Source organism: Methanocalculus natronophilus (genome assembly GCF_038751955.1).
GTDB classification, from domain to species: Archaea; Halobacteriota; Methanomicrobia; order Methanomicrobiales; family Methanocorpusculaceae; genus Methanocalculus; species Methanocalculus natronophilus.
This window is the reverse complement of sequence record NZ_JBCEXH010000003.1, coordinates 12,651-26,881: the sequence shown is the minus strand read 5'-3', so window position 1 is coordinate 26,881 and position 14,231 is coordinate 12,651. Positions and strand designations below refer to the sequence as shown.

The following is a 14,231-nucleotide window of genomic DNA, read 5'->3' as shown; positions in this document are numbered from 1 at the left end:
AGAAGAGAGGGAAGGTGACAGGATTGGTACAGGCTCCGGTAAAGATACGCCACAATGATGAATGGATTAATTGTAAAATTTCAATTGATGACGATGCGATTGCCATTCCGGCACCAGTGAATACAAACATTCCAATGAAAACAATCGTCGATCTGCAGGAGAAGAAGAAGAACACACTCACGCTTATCTTAAAAAATGGCACCACCATCCAGCTGCTATCTGTAGAGAAAGTGCTCTTTGTACTCAAGCATAAAATCCTGATGAAATGCAGTGGATACAGGCTGTTGGCTCATTTCATGTCACCTGCAATACGGGGGGGTGTCCTTATTACAAATGCCACCTGGGAGAAGGGAGCAATTGTTGTTCTGAAAACCGATATCTGGTTTCTCACACAGACAAAACAGATCTGCATTCCCTTAGCTGACGTCACCGGGATAGAGATGACGAAACGGGAGGTCAATGAAAAGCCCTCTGATGTTGTGAAGATTGATCATCTTGAAAAGAATGATGTCGTCTCCAGCTTTGTCCTCACCCAGATATCAACACTCCAGATTCTCCACAACTTCCTTGCAGAGGCAACAGAAGGAATGAAGATGGAGGGAACCGAGCTTGGACCAATGGATCAACAGATTGCAATGCTGGTCTATTCGGGGATGGACTCCTCCTCAATCCAGAATATGCTACAGATACAGTTCAAGGAAATAGATTCTGTCTTTGAAAAATTATTAAAACTCAATATGGCCGAAGTAAAAGAGATCAGAAGAGAGATCCAGCTGACCGCAAAAGGAGTCAGGTACATTACAGATGCAACAAAAGCAGGTACAAACTAACCCCTGCAACTTTTTTCCACGAACATAACTCTTTATACCGTCCCAAACAAAATAGTTGGTTGGATGCGGAATGGGTAGAATCCTGATTGTTGACGATACCATGTTTATGAGAACGCTTCTCAAAAACATTCTCTTCTCCGGTGGTCATGAGATCGTGGGCGAGGCTGGAGATGGTACAGAGGCTGTACAAAAATACCAGGAGCTGAAACCGGATCTTGTTACAATGGATGTTGTAATGCCCAAGATGAACGGAATCGAGGCGCTCAAGGAGATTAAAAAGCTTGATCCAGGTGCAAAGGTTGTCATGTGCACTGCTGTTGGCCAGGAACAGATGGTGAAGCTTGCTATAAAAAGCGGGGCGCGGGGCTATGTTGTGAAGCCATTCCAGGCCCCCAAAGTGCTCGATGAAGTCAAAAATGTCCTTAGTTCGTGAAGCATCATGATCACCGTCCTCATCGTGGATGACTCCGTCTTTATGCGGACCATTCTGAAGGATATCATCGGACGCGATCCCGAAATCGAGGTGCTTGGGACAGCCGTGGACGGCATAGATGCACTCGCAAAGATCGAGCGGCTTGAACCTGATGTTGTCACGCTTGATATCGAGATGCCAAGAATGAATGGTATTGAGGTCCTCCAGAAAATCCAGAGGTCAACCTTCTCAAAAATGCCACGGATCATCATGGTCAGCTCCCTCACCTCAGATGGAGCCGAGATGACATTAAAGGCGATCCGGCTTGGGGCATCTGATTTTCTCCTGAAACCAACTGATATCCGAAAGGTTCGTGCAATTGAACAGGAGATTACAAGCAAGATTAAACATCTTGTTGCCTTGCAGAAAACTGCACCAAGGGTTCGGGCAACAAGACCCGCCCCCGAAGTCACTCCAAAAGAGAGAGTCGGTGCAGAGACCGTTGTGCTGATCGGATCCTCAGCTGGCGGACCCCAGATGCTTGATTCACTCCTCTCAATGCTCCCACCCGATCTGGGAGCAGGTGTCGTCATCACCCAGCATATGCCGGTTGGCTTCACCGCCGCACTGGCAGAACGTTTCAACCGGTTATGCCCAATGCCTGTCAAAGAAACAGAAAACGGAGACCGGATAGATTCAAATCGTGTTCTCCTCTCAAAAGCCGGATACCATACCATAATTACAAATGCCCAGACAACACCCGGAAGGGTTATCGGTAAAGTGGTGCATTCAAGCGGCCAGCCACTTCATGGAGTCAAACCAGCAGTGGATAAAACCTTTGTGTCTGCTTCGCAGATCTTTGGTAAACGGATTGTCTCGGTAATCCTTTCAGGCATGGGAAGTGACGGTGGTGTCGGTATGAAGGCGATCAGGGATGCAGGAGGGCAGACATATGTTGTTTTGGAGAGTGAGTGCCTGGTCTATGGCATGGCCCGATCCGCCCTTGACCATGATGCTGTTATGGAGGTAGTACCGATGAGGAAGATGGCAGATGAGATCACGCGGGCAGTCAGGAAGATAGGGGGATAGCACCATGGTTGAGTCGGAGTTTGAACAATACAGGGGCCTCTTTGTTGCCGAGTCGCGGGAGAACCACGAGGTTATTGTTCGTAATCTTCTCATCCTCGAAGGTGGAGACGATTCCGGTGCAATCGATGAGATCTTTAGGGCTGCACATACCCTGAAGGGTGCTTCTGCATCAATGGGTTTTGAAACAATGGAGCACCTCTGCCATGCAATGGAAGATGTATTCCAGGCGATACGAAATGATGAGCTCTCGGTCACACAGGAGCTGATGGATCTCCTCCTCAGCACCGTTGACTCAATCGAAGAGATGATTGATGCAATCGAGGAGGGGGAAGACGGCTCATCTGTTCAGGTGGATGATCTCGTCGAGTCTCTTTCAGCGGTGACAAAAGAAACAGTACAGCAGGAGACGGGTTCCCCTGTCCAGATGGAGGAGCGTGGTTCAGAAGGACCAGAACCCGGGCTCTTAAACGGTTATCCACAATGGAGAATAACCATCACAATTGAAGAAGCCTCACTGATGAAAGATGTCAGGGCCCTGATCGCTGTTGGGAATCTCGAACAATTCGGGACAATTTACCGGACCGACCCACCGCTCAGTGTGCTTGAAGATGAAGATGGTGAAGGGGCATTTTCCGGGGTATTAACTGTCTTTATGGAGAGCGACGCAGGGGCTGAGGCGCTTATATCAGCGGCTTCCGGGACAGAAGTTACCGATATCGCAATCGAGAGCCTTGAAGAAGGCGCTGAAGAGGCAGATCCGGATATGGATGAAGCAAAACCCGGTACAACCGGGGATCTGCCACACTATCATCTTGTCATCAGTGTTGCTGAAGATTCAGCCATGAAGGGAATCCGTGCCTGCCTTGCCATGGACCGCCTTTCAGAACTGGGGACAATACTCTCCTGTGATCCACCCCGTGAGGCAGTTGAGGACGGGCTCTTCGACAGAGTCTTCCACCTCACAATGGCATCTGATGCGAAACCTGACCTCCTCAAAGAAGCTGCAATGGTTCCTGAGATCCAGTCTGTCGATGTTAAAGGACTGAAATCTCCTGAAGCAGGCAGAAAAGAGCCTCCGCCGAGGAAAACAGACACAGATGATCAGGCTCCACGAAAAAAGGACGATAAAAAAAGCAGGGAGATTAAAAATCTCAGGGTTGATATCCAGCAGCTTGACCGGATGATGAACCTGGTTGAGGATCTTGTCATCAACCGGGGCCGCCTCAAGCAGATCGCTGAGAAGAACCAGATCAAAGAGATGGATGAGGCAATTGGAATGATCGACCGATCTGTATCTGATCTCCAGGTTCTGATGATGGATATCAGGATGATCCCGTTGAATCACATCTTCAACAGGCTCCCAAGAGTGGTTCGTGATACTGCCCATTACGATGGAAAAGACGTGGAATTTGTCATGGAAGGAGGAGATACCGAACTTGACAGAAGTGTCATGGACGGGTTAAATGATCCGCTCCTCCACCTCATCAGAAACGCCGTCAACCATGGCATTGAACCTCCCGAGATCCGGGTTGCACAGGGAAAGCCAGCCAAAGGGCTTGTCATGCTTTCAGCCCGCCGTGACCGTGACAATGTCATTATCGAACTAAAAGATGATGGCGGCGGGATTAATGTAGAGAAGGTCAAGGCCAAAGCAATTGAAAAGGGGATCATCACCCCTGACCAGGCAGACCAGTTAACCAGGGAAGAGGCGACAAACTACCTCTTCCATGCCGGTTTCAGCACGGCTGAAAAGATTACGGATATCAGTGGTCGGGGCGTTGGACTTGATGTTGTCAGGGGTGCTATCGAATCATTAAAAGGATCTATCAGGGTTACCTCACAGGAAGGGAAAGGATCGACATTTGAACTGCTGCTTCCACCAACAATGGCAATTGTTGAGGTGATGATCGTCAGGCTGAACAGCCGGAGAATTGCCATTCCAATCAGTGCTATTGTTGAAGTGGCAAGTATGAGAAAAGAGAACATTCACCGAATCGGAGCACAGGATTCAATCCTTCTCCGGGAAGAGGTGCTGCCACTCCATATGCTTGAGGATATGTTTGGCAGTTCTGAGCATACCGAGATTCTGGTTGTCGTTTTGGTTAACAACCAGAAATGCTGCATTGCAGTTGATCTTGTCGAAGGTCAGCAGGAGGTGGTGGTCAAGCCCCTCAGCTCTATTATCGGTGTAATCAGGGGAATCTCCGGAATCACCATCCTCGGCGATGGGTATGTGGTACCGGTACTTGATGTAAATACAATGGTGTAACAATGGCTATACTAACACCCGCACAGATGGATGCCTTGGGCGAACTTGGAAACATAGGAGCATCCCATGCAGCAACGACACTCTCCCAGATGCTGATGGGCCAGATTGAGATGACCGTTCCTGCGGTTGAGATCGTCGATCTTGCCGATATCTACAAGCACGTATCTGATGAGACAGCTGCGCTTGTCATCTTCCAGATGCAGGGAGAGATTGATCAGGCAGGATATGTCATATTCATGATGCCGCTATCATCCTCCATCAGGATGACCAATACGATGCTAGGGATGACGGATGAGGATCGTGAGATCAACGAGATGGACGAGAGTGCTTTAAATGAGATCGGAAACATCATGGTCTCGGCATTTCTGGATGCCACTGCAGAACTCCTCGGTATCGTCATGCTCCCCTCACCCCCGGTTCTCGTCATTGATATGGGGCATGCAGCCATCCAGCAACTCCTCGCCGAAGTTGCATTTGATGTAAATGAGGTCGTCTTCTTCCATACGACACTGGTCTGTGACCAGTATTCGATCAATGGCGATCTGCTCATGCTCCCGGAGATGAACACCCTTTCAAAGATACTTGAAATGATGGATAAGCTGCTCGAATCACATCTCACCTGAAGAGATACGGAGTCTCTGGAATGGATACACAACAGCCTGGTAATGAACCACGGGCAATTGTCATCGGTATAGGCGACTACCATGTAGGAGCTGAGCCAATGACCTCAATTGGTCTTGGATCCTGTATCGGGCTCATTCTCCATGACTCAAAGCTTGGGATAGGAGCAATGGCGCATATCATGCTTCCCGAAAGCGGAGGCAAAAAGGATCGCCCCGGAAAGTATGCCGATACCGCACTTGAGATTATGCTCAGGGATCTGGCAAGAAAAGGGAGCTCACCAAAGAATCTTCAGGCAAAGCTGGTCGGGGGTGCACAGATGTTTGCCAACTTCAGTGGAAACCTCTCTATCGGGGATCGAAATGCAGAGGCCGTGAAAGCCGGGTTAAAGTCCCATGGCATCCCGATCAAAGGTGAGGATATCGGCGGATCAAAAGGAAGAACAGTACAGTACTGTCCTGCAAACGGCTTTATGGTAAAGATACGCCGGGCAGATGGCGACTGTTCGGAAATCTGAAATCAGGTTTTTATTTTAAAAAAGATATAGCATATTTCCCGCCATCACTCTTCAGATGGAATGGCATAATAGTATTCTCCACGGGATTTCTGGTCACGGTCAAGAAATGATCCCAGTTTATTGATCCGTGGCCGTCCGGTTTTATCCCGTCTGAAGGTGATTTCGAGCTGTTGCAGGAACCGGTTCATCCCGTCCTGCATCCCAAAGGGTCCATATGCAGAACCAGAATGGCCAGGTTCTCCTTCAAAGACAAGCATACGCTCAGAGAGCATATCAATGAGGTACATATCATGATCTATGACAAGCACTCCCGCCTCACGTCCTTCAGCAAACCGTTTCAGAACCGTTACGGTATTCATCCGCTGTTCAACATCAAGGTGAGCACTTGGTTCATCGAGGATATAGAGATCGGCTTCCTGCGAGAGGCAGAGTGCGACTGCAAGCCGCTGGAGTTCACCACCGGAGAGTGTATCTGCTGGTGACTGAAGAATCGGAGCGAGGAAGAGGGGTTCAATGATCTCGTGCTGGTAATACGAGGTATCAAACCGCCTGGTTGCCGAGCGGAGAAGCTCTTCCACAGTTGCAGAAGAACCTGCTTTTATGTACTGTGGCTTGTAGGCAACCTTGAGGGGTGTCTCCATCTTCGTGGATCCTTCATCTGGCTCAAGTACACCTGCGAGAAGTTTCGCAAACGTGGATTTCCCGATACCATTTGCACCAACAACACCGAGAACTTCTCCTTTCCGGATATCCCCACCGTCAATTGTGAGCCCAAAACCCGGGAAACTCTTCTTCATTGACGGGATCTGAAGGAGAACCTCACGCTCGGTCGTCTTCATATGCGATCTCGTCTCAAAAACAACCTGGTGATCGCGGAACCGGACATTCTCTTCAGGCAGATACCCCTCCAGGTACTGGTTAATGCCTATCCTGACACCTTTTGGCCTGGTGATGATCCCAAAGACTGCCGGTTTGCCATAGGCAATATGAACGGTATCTGCCAGGAGGTCGAGGATGGCGAGATCGTGCTCCACGATCATGATCGGCCGTGTCCGTGCAAGTTCACGCACAAGACGGGCGGTTGCCATACGCTGGTAGATATCCAGAAACGGTGTCAGTTCATCAAGGAAGTAAAAATCAGCGTCCCGGGAGAGGCAGGCTGCAAAGGCGACACGCTGGAGCTCGCCACCTGAGAGTGTATCGATACTTTTTCTGAGGAGAGAAGAGAGGCCAAGTTCCCTGATATACTGATCCAGGCGGCCGGTTTCGTCAGTCTTTCTCAGGAGATCCTCAACAGCCCCTTTGAAGACTTTTGGAATACCGTCAATATACTGCGGTTTCACAGCGACTTTCAATCCCTTGTCTGCAACCGCTTTGATATAGTCAAACAACTCAGTTCCGGCATACTGCTTCAGGATCAGATCCCACGATTCAGAGATCTCCTCACCTTCTGCTCCGAGGTTTGGGCGAAGCTGACCTGAGAGAATCGCAACAGACGTACTCTTCCCGATACCATTTGCCCCGAGAATTCCAGAAACCTTCCCTTCAACGGGGATCGGCAGGCCATAGAGCACAAAACCATTCTTCCCGTACCGGTGCGTCGGAAACTCCAGTTCAACCGGGAGGGTGATGATGTCAATCGCCTCAAACGGGCACTTCTTTATACAGATACCGCACCCGACACAGAGTTCCTCTGATATCTCTGCCTTGCCATCTTCGTTAATGATGACGGTCTCGTCACCTGTCCTGACGCGCGGACAGTAGATGATACATTCGTTCCCACATCTCTTCGAGTGGCAACGATCCCGGTGAACAACTGCAATACGCATGCGACTTCAGAGGATACTTGTTGTCAGGAGGATTGTCCAGGTTATAAACCAGAGTGCGAATGTCATGAATCCCTGGTAAAACCAGTCTTTCTTGCCAAGCTCGGTGATATCAAGTCCGATGATTGTAAATATATGCTTCTGGAAGACAATACCGGCAAGGAGGAGAAGCATTGCAAGGAAGGTATTTGGCTGTATGCCCATCGCATCCGGCGTGCCCCCGAACATAAAAGAAAGGCCACCTGCAATAACTCCCATGATACATGCAATCAGCGTCCGTTTTACACGCTTGATATGCTGATCCTTCTTCTCAATGCGTTTCTGTGCCGCACTTTTCTTGTCAGAAGCTTTCTTCTCAGGAGATTTCTGAGCCGGTTCCCTGGCTTCACTCTCCTCTTCTTCCTCGCCGGAATCTTCTTGTGAACCCTCGGCATCTCCAGATTTTTCATCCTCAATATCCAGAGCAGACGTTTGGTTCTCCTTACGATCCTCTGCATCATCATGTACTTCTTCAGGATCCGATGCAGCCCCGCGTGTATCCATTGGATCCTTCTTCTTGAAACGCCTCACCTTTGAACCTTTACTCATATTCACACCAGTGGAGTATTTTTTAGTCTTCGCATCTTATGTATCTTAGTATTACCATGGCTACACACAAGGGGATGAGCGGGCTTGATCTTGCCGCACTTGTTGCGGAGCTGCAGAGTCTTCTCCCTCTCTGGCTTGGAAAGATCTATGAGTATGACACCACCACCTTTGGTTTCAGGCTCAATGGAGAAGATAAGTCCAAACACTTGTTTTTTGTCGAGGCAGGGAGGCGTGCCCACAGGGTAGAGAAACTTCCCCCCGCACCAAAAAACCCGTCAGGATACTCAATGTACCTCAGGAAGTTCCTTGAAGGAGGGAAAGTCCTCTCAATTTCCCAGAAGAGCATCGAACGGGTGCTGATACTTGAGATAGGAAAGGGAGGCGGAACCTGGCACCTGATAGTCGAGCTCTTTGATGAGGGGAATATCATCCTCACTGACGAAGAATACAAAATTCAGAATGCGCTGAAGAAAAGGCGGTTCAGAGAGCGGGATATTGTTCCGGGTGAACTCTATGACATGAGCGGAGCGGATCTGAGCAGTCTCTCATGCACGCAATTTGCTGAAATCATCCGCTCAACCGATCGGGATCTTGTCAGGGCAGCAGCAGTTGAACTGATGCTGGGTGGAGCAATGGCCGAAGAAGTCTGCATCCGTGCAGGGATTGAGAAGGAGTTCCCAACCAGGCACCTCACCAGCCAGATGCTAACACGCCTCCACGAGGCATATGAAAGCGTTCTTGCTGATGGAAGGGCAGGTGGGGGCGGCGTGATCGATTCTGCCGGATGCTGGCCCTTTTCGCGTGAGGGTGCACCACCGCATGCGACGTACCCAACCTTTTCTGAAGCTCTTGCAGCATACTATCCACTCCCAGTCCAGGATACGGTACAGAAAGCCAAAAAGGAGACGCTCTCACGGGAGGAGCGTATCCGGCGGCAGCAGGAGGGAGCGATCAAAAAGTTTGAGGCAAAGATCAAAGAAGCCGAGCGCGCTGCTGAGTTAATCTATGAACGGTATACAGATGTCCAGCAGCTGATCTCAACGCTTCAGGCAGCCTCACAGAAGATGTCGTGGCAGGAGATTGCAAAGGTGCTGAAGACTGCAGATCACCCTGCAGCAGCAATGATCGTCTCGGTAAACCCATCTGATGCATCAGTTGTCATCGATCTCGGCATGAAGGTGACGATCTGGATTCAAAAAAGTGTCGAAGGAAATGTGGCTGTCTACTATGAACAGATGAAAAAATTCAGGTCCAAGCGCGAAGGTGCAATCAGGGCCATGAACCGGCCTGCACCCGAAAAGAAGGTAAAGCAGGCGGTCAGAAAGAGGCAGAAGCCAAAATGGTACCACAGGTTTCGATGGTTTGAGACTTCCGACGGGGCACTCGTCATCGGCGGCCGTGACGCTGACCAGAATGAAGAGCTTGTCAGAAAGTACATGGAAGGTGGTGACACCTTTGTCCATGCGGATGTTCATGGAGGAAGTGTCGTCATCCTGAAAGGCACGACCGGGCATAAAGACGAGGTCGCCCAGTTTGCCGCCTCCTATTCAAACTTCTGGAAGGCAGGGTACGGCTCAGGCGATGTCTATCTTGCCCGTCCCGATCAGGTGAGCAAAACCCCCGAGTCGGGCGAGTATGTGGCACGGGGAGCGTTTGTGATCCGTGGTGAGCGGCAGTACATGCGGAATGTCACGCTCGGTGTTGCAATAGGAGTTGTGACAGATCCCGATCTCGCCGTGATCGGTGGCCCGGTAGCTGCTGTTGCAAAACGGGCAGCATATATGGTGAGACTTGCCCCGGGCACCTTTGAGCCCAATGATATTGCGAAAAAAGTTGTGAGAATACTCCGTGAAAGGCTCCCTGCAGCCGATGCAAAAGCCGCAAAAAGCGTCCTCTCAACAGAGGCTGTCGCTGCCTTTGTCCCGGCCGGCGGATCAGACATCATCGATGAGTCATGAAAGCAACATTCTCAGATCTAAAGCGAAATAATGGTGAAATCAAGCTGCTGCCGGAGTCAATTGACGATCTCTGGCATCTCTCCCACATGATAGAACCAGGCAATCTGGTCTTTGCCACCACCCTCAGGTCAGTTGAACAGTCGACTGACCGGATCAGGCCCGATAAAGCCGAGAAGAGACCGGTCAGGATCGGTCTGCTGGTAGAGAAGGTGGAGTTTGTACCGGATGCAACGAGGCTCCGTATCTCCGGTATCATCCGTGAAGGGCCGGATCAGGGGTTTCATCATTCACTGAATGTCGAGACTGGCTATGATATATCCATCATCCGACGGTGGAGACGGACTGATCTTGACCGGATAGACCGGGCGGTGAAGTCCTCGCTCTACGATGTCATCCATATTGTTGCCCTTGAAGAGGGAGAAGCTGAGATCTGCAGGATCCGGCAGTATGGCCCGGAACGGGTCACGACCATGACCCGGGGAAGTGGAAAGACCAGGGGAGAAAATTCCCGCCAGACGCTCTTTCTGGACCTGATGCAGTTCTTATCCCAGGTGACCGGCCCGGTTGTCATTGCCGGACCCGGGTTCATCAAGGAGGAGTTTGGCAGTTATGTGAAGGCGCAATCACCTGATCTCTTCAAAAGAATGGCCATTGTTGAGACCAGGCGGAGCGGGTATGGTGCAATCCAGCAGGCAATTGGTGATGGTGTTCTTGATCGTGTGGCCCTGGATCTCCAGCTGGCACAGGAGGTCAGGGCAGCAGACGAGGTCTTCAAACGGATTGCACGTGATGATCCGGTTGCCTATGGTATCGGGGAGGTGAGCAGAGCTGTCTCATTTGGAGCTGCCGAGGAGCTGATTGTTGCAGACACCTCAATTCGCAACCCTGATGTCTCTGCTGTTATGGAAGAAGCAGAACAGATGAATGTGCAGATGCTCATCCTTTCAACAGAGTTTGAACCCGGTAAACGAATCGAAGGGCTCGGCGGTATTGCCGCACTGCTCAGGTATGCAATCGGGTAAAAACCCATCCCGATCTGCAATCCGTGCACACGTGAGGGAAAAAAAAGAATCGGGTTCTGATATAAAATATCAGCTTTTTCACGATTCAGCTGCTTCTTCAGGCCGCTTGAATGTCTCCATGAAGACAATCTCGCTGACAGAATCGCGGACACCGAATAGTTCCTGTACAACTGTTCCACGCCAGAGGAACCACCGCTGATCATAATTGATTCCGGGAGGGAGGTGAAGCGTGACTTTTTCGTCCTCAAGTGTGAGATCCATATCCCTGCCGGAAAAGAGGCGGATAAGCCCTTTCATCTTCTCCTCGTCATCTTCAACCACCTCTTCAATGGTGAAGGTATAGTCAAGCGTCTTGCCTGCTATCGGGTGGTTGAAATCAACAACAGCCCGCTGGCCGATGATATCAACGACGACACCTTCCCGCTTTTCAACGGTGATCCGCATGCCGACTGCCGGCTTCTTCTCAAATGCCTTCAGCGGGTAGGCCTGAACCTTCTCTTTCTCATGCGGTCCAAAACCCTTCTCCGGGGGGACAGTGACTTCCTGTTCCACACCTACGTCAGCACCCTCAAGCGCTTCATCAAGGCCCGGAATCACATGGTTGTTCCCGACTTTGATGAGCATCGGCCCATAGCGTGCAGATTCATTAAAGATGCCTGCTTCTTTTGCAACCTCTTCGCTGGTCGTATCAAAGGGGATACCTTCAATGGATCCGGTATAGGAGAGGTTTATGAAAACTCCTTTCTCAATTGCCATAATGATACCTTGTCTTAATTACTGCGCCTGAATAATACTTAAAGAAGAGGTCGACAGTATGCTTGAGATTGAGATAAAAGTACATGTGCAGGACTTACAGGCAATCCGTGAACGTATCCTTGCATCAGGAGCACCACTCCTTGGCGAGGGCATTGAGTATGATGCATATTATACCAGTCCTGATCGGAATTTTGCAGCGACTGATGAGGCGCTCCGCCTGAGAGAGGCAGATAACTACGCGCTTCTCACCTATAAAGGGCCAAAAACAGGATCGGGTTCTTTTAAGGCACGTGAAGAGTTGAATGTACGCGTAGAGTCGCTTGACGTGATGGATTTGATCCTGCAACGGATCGGGTTTTCCAAAACAGCATCTGTCAGGAAACACCGTGAGTCATATAGCATTGGGAGAGCTACTGTTACGCTTGATTCAGTTGACGAGCTCGGATTATTCGCCGAGATTGAGGCAGCCGCCGGATTATCACAGGAAGAGTCAGAAAAAGAGATTGAGAGGGTTGCAGAAGAATATGGAATTATTGGCGAGCGCCTCACAGAGAGTTATCTTGAGCTCCTTCTGGAGAAGAATCAATGAGATCGATTATGATATCACCCTCCTCGTCTCCAATAACAATCAGGGCACCATAGCCTTCAGAGCCGGGCCCTGGATTGACAACCCAGGTGCTCCCTTCCTGGACTACACCCCGCTGCTCGTGAATATGCGCACAACAGACGATATCAAACGCACCCAGGTGCTTTCTGATACTGACTGACCCTGCATGAACACCAGGCTGCACCTCATCCAGGAGACCATGTGGGGGGGCATGGGAGATGAGAATATTCGTCTGGTTCTTCTGCATCGTGCTGATCATATCCTGCATGATCTGATCTATCTCCTCTTCTGAACATTCAAACGCGGTATTAAAAGGCGTTGGATTGGAGCCCCCGATCCCTGCAATGGTAACAGATCCAATCGTAAAGGACTGACCATGCAGGCAGACTGCATTCGAATCATCAATGCAGGAAAGCGAGTCACGTGGATCGCAGTTGCCCGGCACGGCAAAGACCGGGAGGGAGAGACGCTTCAGAAACGACGTTATCTCTTCAATAGGGCCAAACTGGGTCAGGTCACCTGCAATAAAGAGGCAATCGGGTTCGGTCTCAAGAAGCTGGTCGATTGAGTCATAGGTGCCGTGGAGATCAGCAATAAGCAATACTTTCATCATAGGTTTTCTATATCTCTATCACAGATTCAAAAACCTTCGTTCCGGTGGCGTCCAGTACCCGGTAACTTTTCCGGAGAGAGCAAGAGAGCCGAAAGCTTTCTCATGTTGGGGTTGGAGCGGGCTCGGATGGGCACCTGCAAGCGGGGTTCCCGGGATCGGCATGAAATAGTGCATATGAACCGTTCCAAACCGGGTCGCATAGCGCACCAGCTCCATTGTTTCCTCGCTATCCTCTCCGGTTTCACCTGGAAAACCAACGATGATATCGATGACCGGCTGAAAGCCATGAGAGCAGCAGAGGTCAATTGCATTGAAAACATCCGCGACAGTATGCCCCCTCTGAATCATCGAGAGGATCTGATCGCTTCCGGACTGTGCGCCAAAATGAATCCTGGTGTTATCCGTATACAGAGCGATCATCTCCAGTGCCTCCCCGGTGATCCAGTCCGGACGGACTTCTGAGGGGAACGTACCAAACCAGATCCGTTTTCCTGCCAGGCGCTTCAACAGCTTTTCCACCAGATCATAACGGGGAGTTCTGCCATCTGACCCATAGGCAAGCGCATTCGGGGTGACAAACCGGGCATCGGATACCCGGCGTGCCGATGCTTCGATTGAATCAAGGCTCCTGTGCCGCATCCTGGTCCCGAATATCCGGGGGGTCTGGCAGTAGGTGCAGGCATACGGGCAGCCGCGCGAGATCTCAAGGTATCCTTTTACCTGGAGAAAACAGGGGTATGCATCCAGGAGGACTGTATGGTCTGCCGGGGTATAGCCATCCTGTGTCGCAACACCGGGAACCGGGTTTGTGGATCCTCTGCAGATGGCATCAAGGAGACGGGGGAGAGTCTTCTCCCCTTCACCGACAATGACATAATCAGCATAGTGTGCAACCTCACGGTAGCAGGCAGCTGCATGCGGGCCCCCGACGATTGTGATGCCGGGCGCATCCCCGATCTCCTCGCGAAAGAGAGGTTCGTTGATGCTGTTTATGCTGTAGCAGGTGATATCCCCATCCGGGGCACTTGATAACTCCAGATGGTATCCGGACTCCGTACATGCAGCAAACAGCACTGCATAGGTGTTTCTGGCTGCCCTGATCTCCCGCCAGACGATTCTCATG

General features: G+C 50.5%; 14 protein-coding genes. 9 read left to right on the top strand and 5 right to left on the bottom strand.

Annotated elements, in window-relative coordinates; translation table 11 throughout:
* The first annotated feature begins 14 nt into the window (after positions 1 to 14).
* The 6 genes from ABCO64_RS04140 to ABCO64_RS04115 all read left to right on the top strand — a co-directional run bounded on the left by ABCO64_RS04140 (position 15) and on the right by ABCO64_RS04115 (position 5,738).
* Entirely contained in the window at positions 15 to 830 is an 816-nt protein-coding gene (locus tag ABCO64_RS04140) for a CheF family chemotaxis protein (RefSeq protein WP_343089221.1), read from the top strand.
* Between the two features lie 70 nt (positions 831 to 900).
* Positions 901 to 1,263, top strand: a complete 363-nt coding sequence (locus tag ABCO64_RS04135; RefSeq protein ID WP_253457176.1) for a response regulator — start codon at positions 901 to 903, stop codon at positions 1,261 to 1,263.
* Positions 1,264 to 1,269: 6 nt separating this feature from the next.
* A complete protein-coding gene (gene cheB, locus ABCO64_RS04130) occupies positions 1,270 to 2,331 on the top strand; it encodes a chemotaxis-specific protein-glutamate methyltransferase CheB (protein WP_253457180.1) in 1,062 nt (353 codons plus the stop codon).
* Positions 2,332 to 2,335: 4 nt separating this feature from the next.
* On the top strand, positions 2,336 to 4,600 hold the full coding sequence (locus ABCO64_RS04125; protein ID WP_253457184.1) for a chemotaxis protein CheW: 2,265 nt from the start codon (positions 2,336 to 2,338) through the stop codon (positions 4,598 to 4,600).
* A gap of 26 nt (positions 4,601 to 4,626) precedes the next feature.
* Complete coding sequence (locus ABCO64_RS04120; protein ID WP_343089220.1) at positions 4,627 to 5,223, top strand: chemotaxis protein CheC; 597 nt, start codon at positions 4,627 to 4,629, stop codon at positions 5,221 to 5,223.
* Positions 5,224 to 5,243: 20 nt separating this feature from the next.
* On the top strand, positions 5,244 to 5,738 hold the full coding sequence (locus ABCO64_RS04115) for a chemotaxis protein CheD (protein WP_253457190.1): 495 nt from the start codon (positions 5,244 to 5,246) through the stop codon (positions 5,736 to 5,738).
* A gap of 44 nt (positions 5,739 to 5,782) precedes the next feature.
* Here the strand turns inward: ABCO64_RS04115 and ABCO64_RS04110 are convergent, their stop codons facing one another.
* Both ABCO64_RS04110 and ABCO64_RS04105 read right to left on the bottom strand, forming a co-directional pair.
* Entirely contained in the window at positions 5,783 to 7,567 is a 1,785-nt protein-coding gene (locus tag ABCO64_RS04110; protein ID WP_253457193.1) for a ribosome biogenesis/translation initiation ATPase RLI, read from the bottom strand.
* A 6-nt stretch (positions 7,568 to 7,573) separates the two neighbouring features.
* Positions 7,574 to 8,152: an EMC6-like membrane protein gene (locus ABCO64_RS04105; RefSeq protein WP_343089219.1), complete on the bottom strand. Its 579-nt coding sequence runs from the start codon at positions 8,150 to 8,152 to the stop codon at positions 7,574 to 7,576.
* A gap of 56 nt (positions 8,153 to 8,208) precedes the next feature.
* Here ABCO64_RS04105 and rqcH point away from each other — a divergent pair, with 56 nt between their 5' ends.
* Together rqcH and ABCO64_RS04095 are read left to right on the top strand one after the other, a co-directional pair.
* Positions 8,209 to 10,110: a ribosome rescue protein RqcH gene (gene rqcH / locus ABCO64_RS04100; protein WP_253457196.1), complete on the top strand. Its 1,902-nt coding sequence runs from the start codon at positions 8,209 to 8,211 to the stop codon at positions 10,108 to 10,110.
* Positions 10,107 to 11,132, top strand: coding sequence for an mRNA surveillance protein pelota (locus tag ABCO64_RS04095; RefSeq protein WP_253457199.1), 1,026 nt, complete (start codon positions 10,107 to 10,109; stop codon positions 11,130 to 11,132). Before rqcH ends, ABCO64_RS04095 begins: the two co-directional genes overlap by 4 nt.
* Before the next feature lie 78 nt (positions 11,133 to 11,210).
* On the opposite strand, the gene ABCO64_RS04090 is transcribed toward ABCO64_RS04095, so the two are convergent.
* Positions 11,211 to 11,888, bottom strand: a complete 678-nt coding sequence (locus tag ABCO64_RS04090; RefSeq protein ID WP_253457202.1) for an FKBP-type peptidyl-prolyl cis-trans isomerase — start codon at positions 11,886 to 11,888, stop codon at positions 11,211 to 11,213.
* 58 nt (positions 11,889 to 11,946) lie between these two features.
* Here ABCO64_RS04090 and cyaB point away from each other — a divergent pair, with 58 nt between their 5' ends.
* Positions 11,947 to 12,477, top strand: coding sequence for a class IV adenylate cyclase (cyaB, locus tag ABCO64_RS04085; protein WP_253457205.1), 531 nt, complete (start codon positions 11,947 to 11,949; stop codon positions 12,475 to 12,477).
* Here the strand turns inward: cyaB and ABCO64_RS04080 are convergent.
* Together ABCO64_RS04080 and ABCO64_RS04075 are read right to left on the bottom strand one after the other, a co-directional pair.
* On the bottom strand, positions 12,434 to 13,108 hold the full coding sequence (locus ABCO64_RS04080) for a metallophosphoesterase family protein (RefSeq protein WP_253457208.1): 675 nt from the start codon (positions 13,106 to 13,108) through the stop codon (positions 12,434 to 12,436). The genes cyaB and ABCO64_RS04080 overlap by 44 nt on opposite strands.
* 18 nt (positions 13,109 to 13,126) lie before the next feature.
* Positions 13,127 to 14,230 (bottom strand): TIGR04013 family B12-binding domain/radical SAM domain-containing protein, encoded by a 1,104-nt coding sequence (locus ABCO64_RS04075; RefSeq protein ID WP_253457212.1) that lies wholly within the window; start codon positions 14,228 to 14,230, stop codon positions 13,127 to 13,129.
* Position 14,231 lies beyond the last annotated feature (1 nt).

Excerpts from the sequence above, each read along its gene's own strand:
- ABCO64_RS04135 (WP_253457176.1), top strand. The coding sequence starts at position 901 with ATGGGTAGAATCCTGATTGTTGACGATACCATGTTTATGAGAACGCTT.
- cheB (WP_253457180.1), top strand. The coding sequence starts at position 1,270 with ATGATCACCGTCCTCATCGTGGATGACTCCGTCTTTATGCGGACCATT.
- ABCO64_RS04125 (WP_253457184.1), top strand. The coding sequence starts at position 2,336 with ATGGTTGAGTCGGAGTTTGAACAATACAGGGGCCTCTTTGTTGCCGAG.
- ABCO64_RS04120 (WP_343089220.1), top strand. The coding sequence starts at position 4,627 with ATGGATGCCTTGGGCGAACTTGGAAACATAGGAGCATCCCATGCAGCA.
- ABCO64_RS04115 (WP_253457190.1), top strand. The coding sequence starts at position 5,244 with ATGGATACACAACAGCCTGGTAATGAACCACGGGCAATTGTCATCGGT.
- ABCO64_RS04110 (WP_253457193.1), bottom strand. The coding sequence starts at position 7,567 with ATGCGTATTGCAGTTGTTCACCGGGATCGTTGCCACTCGAAGAGATGT.
- ABCO64_RS04105 (WP_343089219.1), bottom strand. The coding sequence starts at position 8,152 with ATGAGTAAAGGTTCAAAGGTGAGGCGTTTCAAGAAGAAGGATCCAATG.
- rqcH (WP_253457196.1), top strand. The coding sequence starts at position 8,209 with ATGGCTACACACAAGGGGATGAGCGGGCTTGATCTTGCCGCACTTGTT.
- ABCO64_RS04095 (WP_253457199.1), top strand. The coding sequence starts at position 10,107 with ATGAAAGCAACATTCTCAGATCTAAAGCGAAATAATGGTGAAATCAAG.
- ABCO64_RS04090 (WP_253457202.1), bottom strand. The coding sequence starts at position 11,888 with ATGGCAATTGAGAAAGGAGTTTTCATAAACCTCTCCTATACCGGATCC.
- cyaB (WP_253457205.1), top strand. The coding sequence starts at position 11,947 with ATGCTTGAGATTGAGATAAAAGTACATGTGCAGGACTTACAGGCAATC.
- ABCO64_RS04080 (WP_253457208.1), bottom strand. The coding sequence starts at position 13,108 with ATGATGAAAGTATTGCTTATTGCTGATCTCCACGGCACCTATGACTCA.
- ABCO64_RS04075 (WP_253457212.1), bottom strand. The coding sequence starts at position 14,230 with ATGAGAATCGTCTGGCGGGAGATCAGGGCAGCCAGAAACACCTATGCA.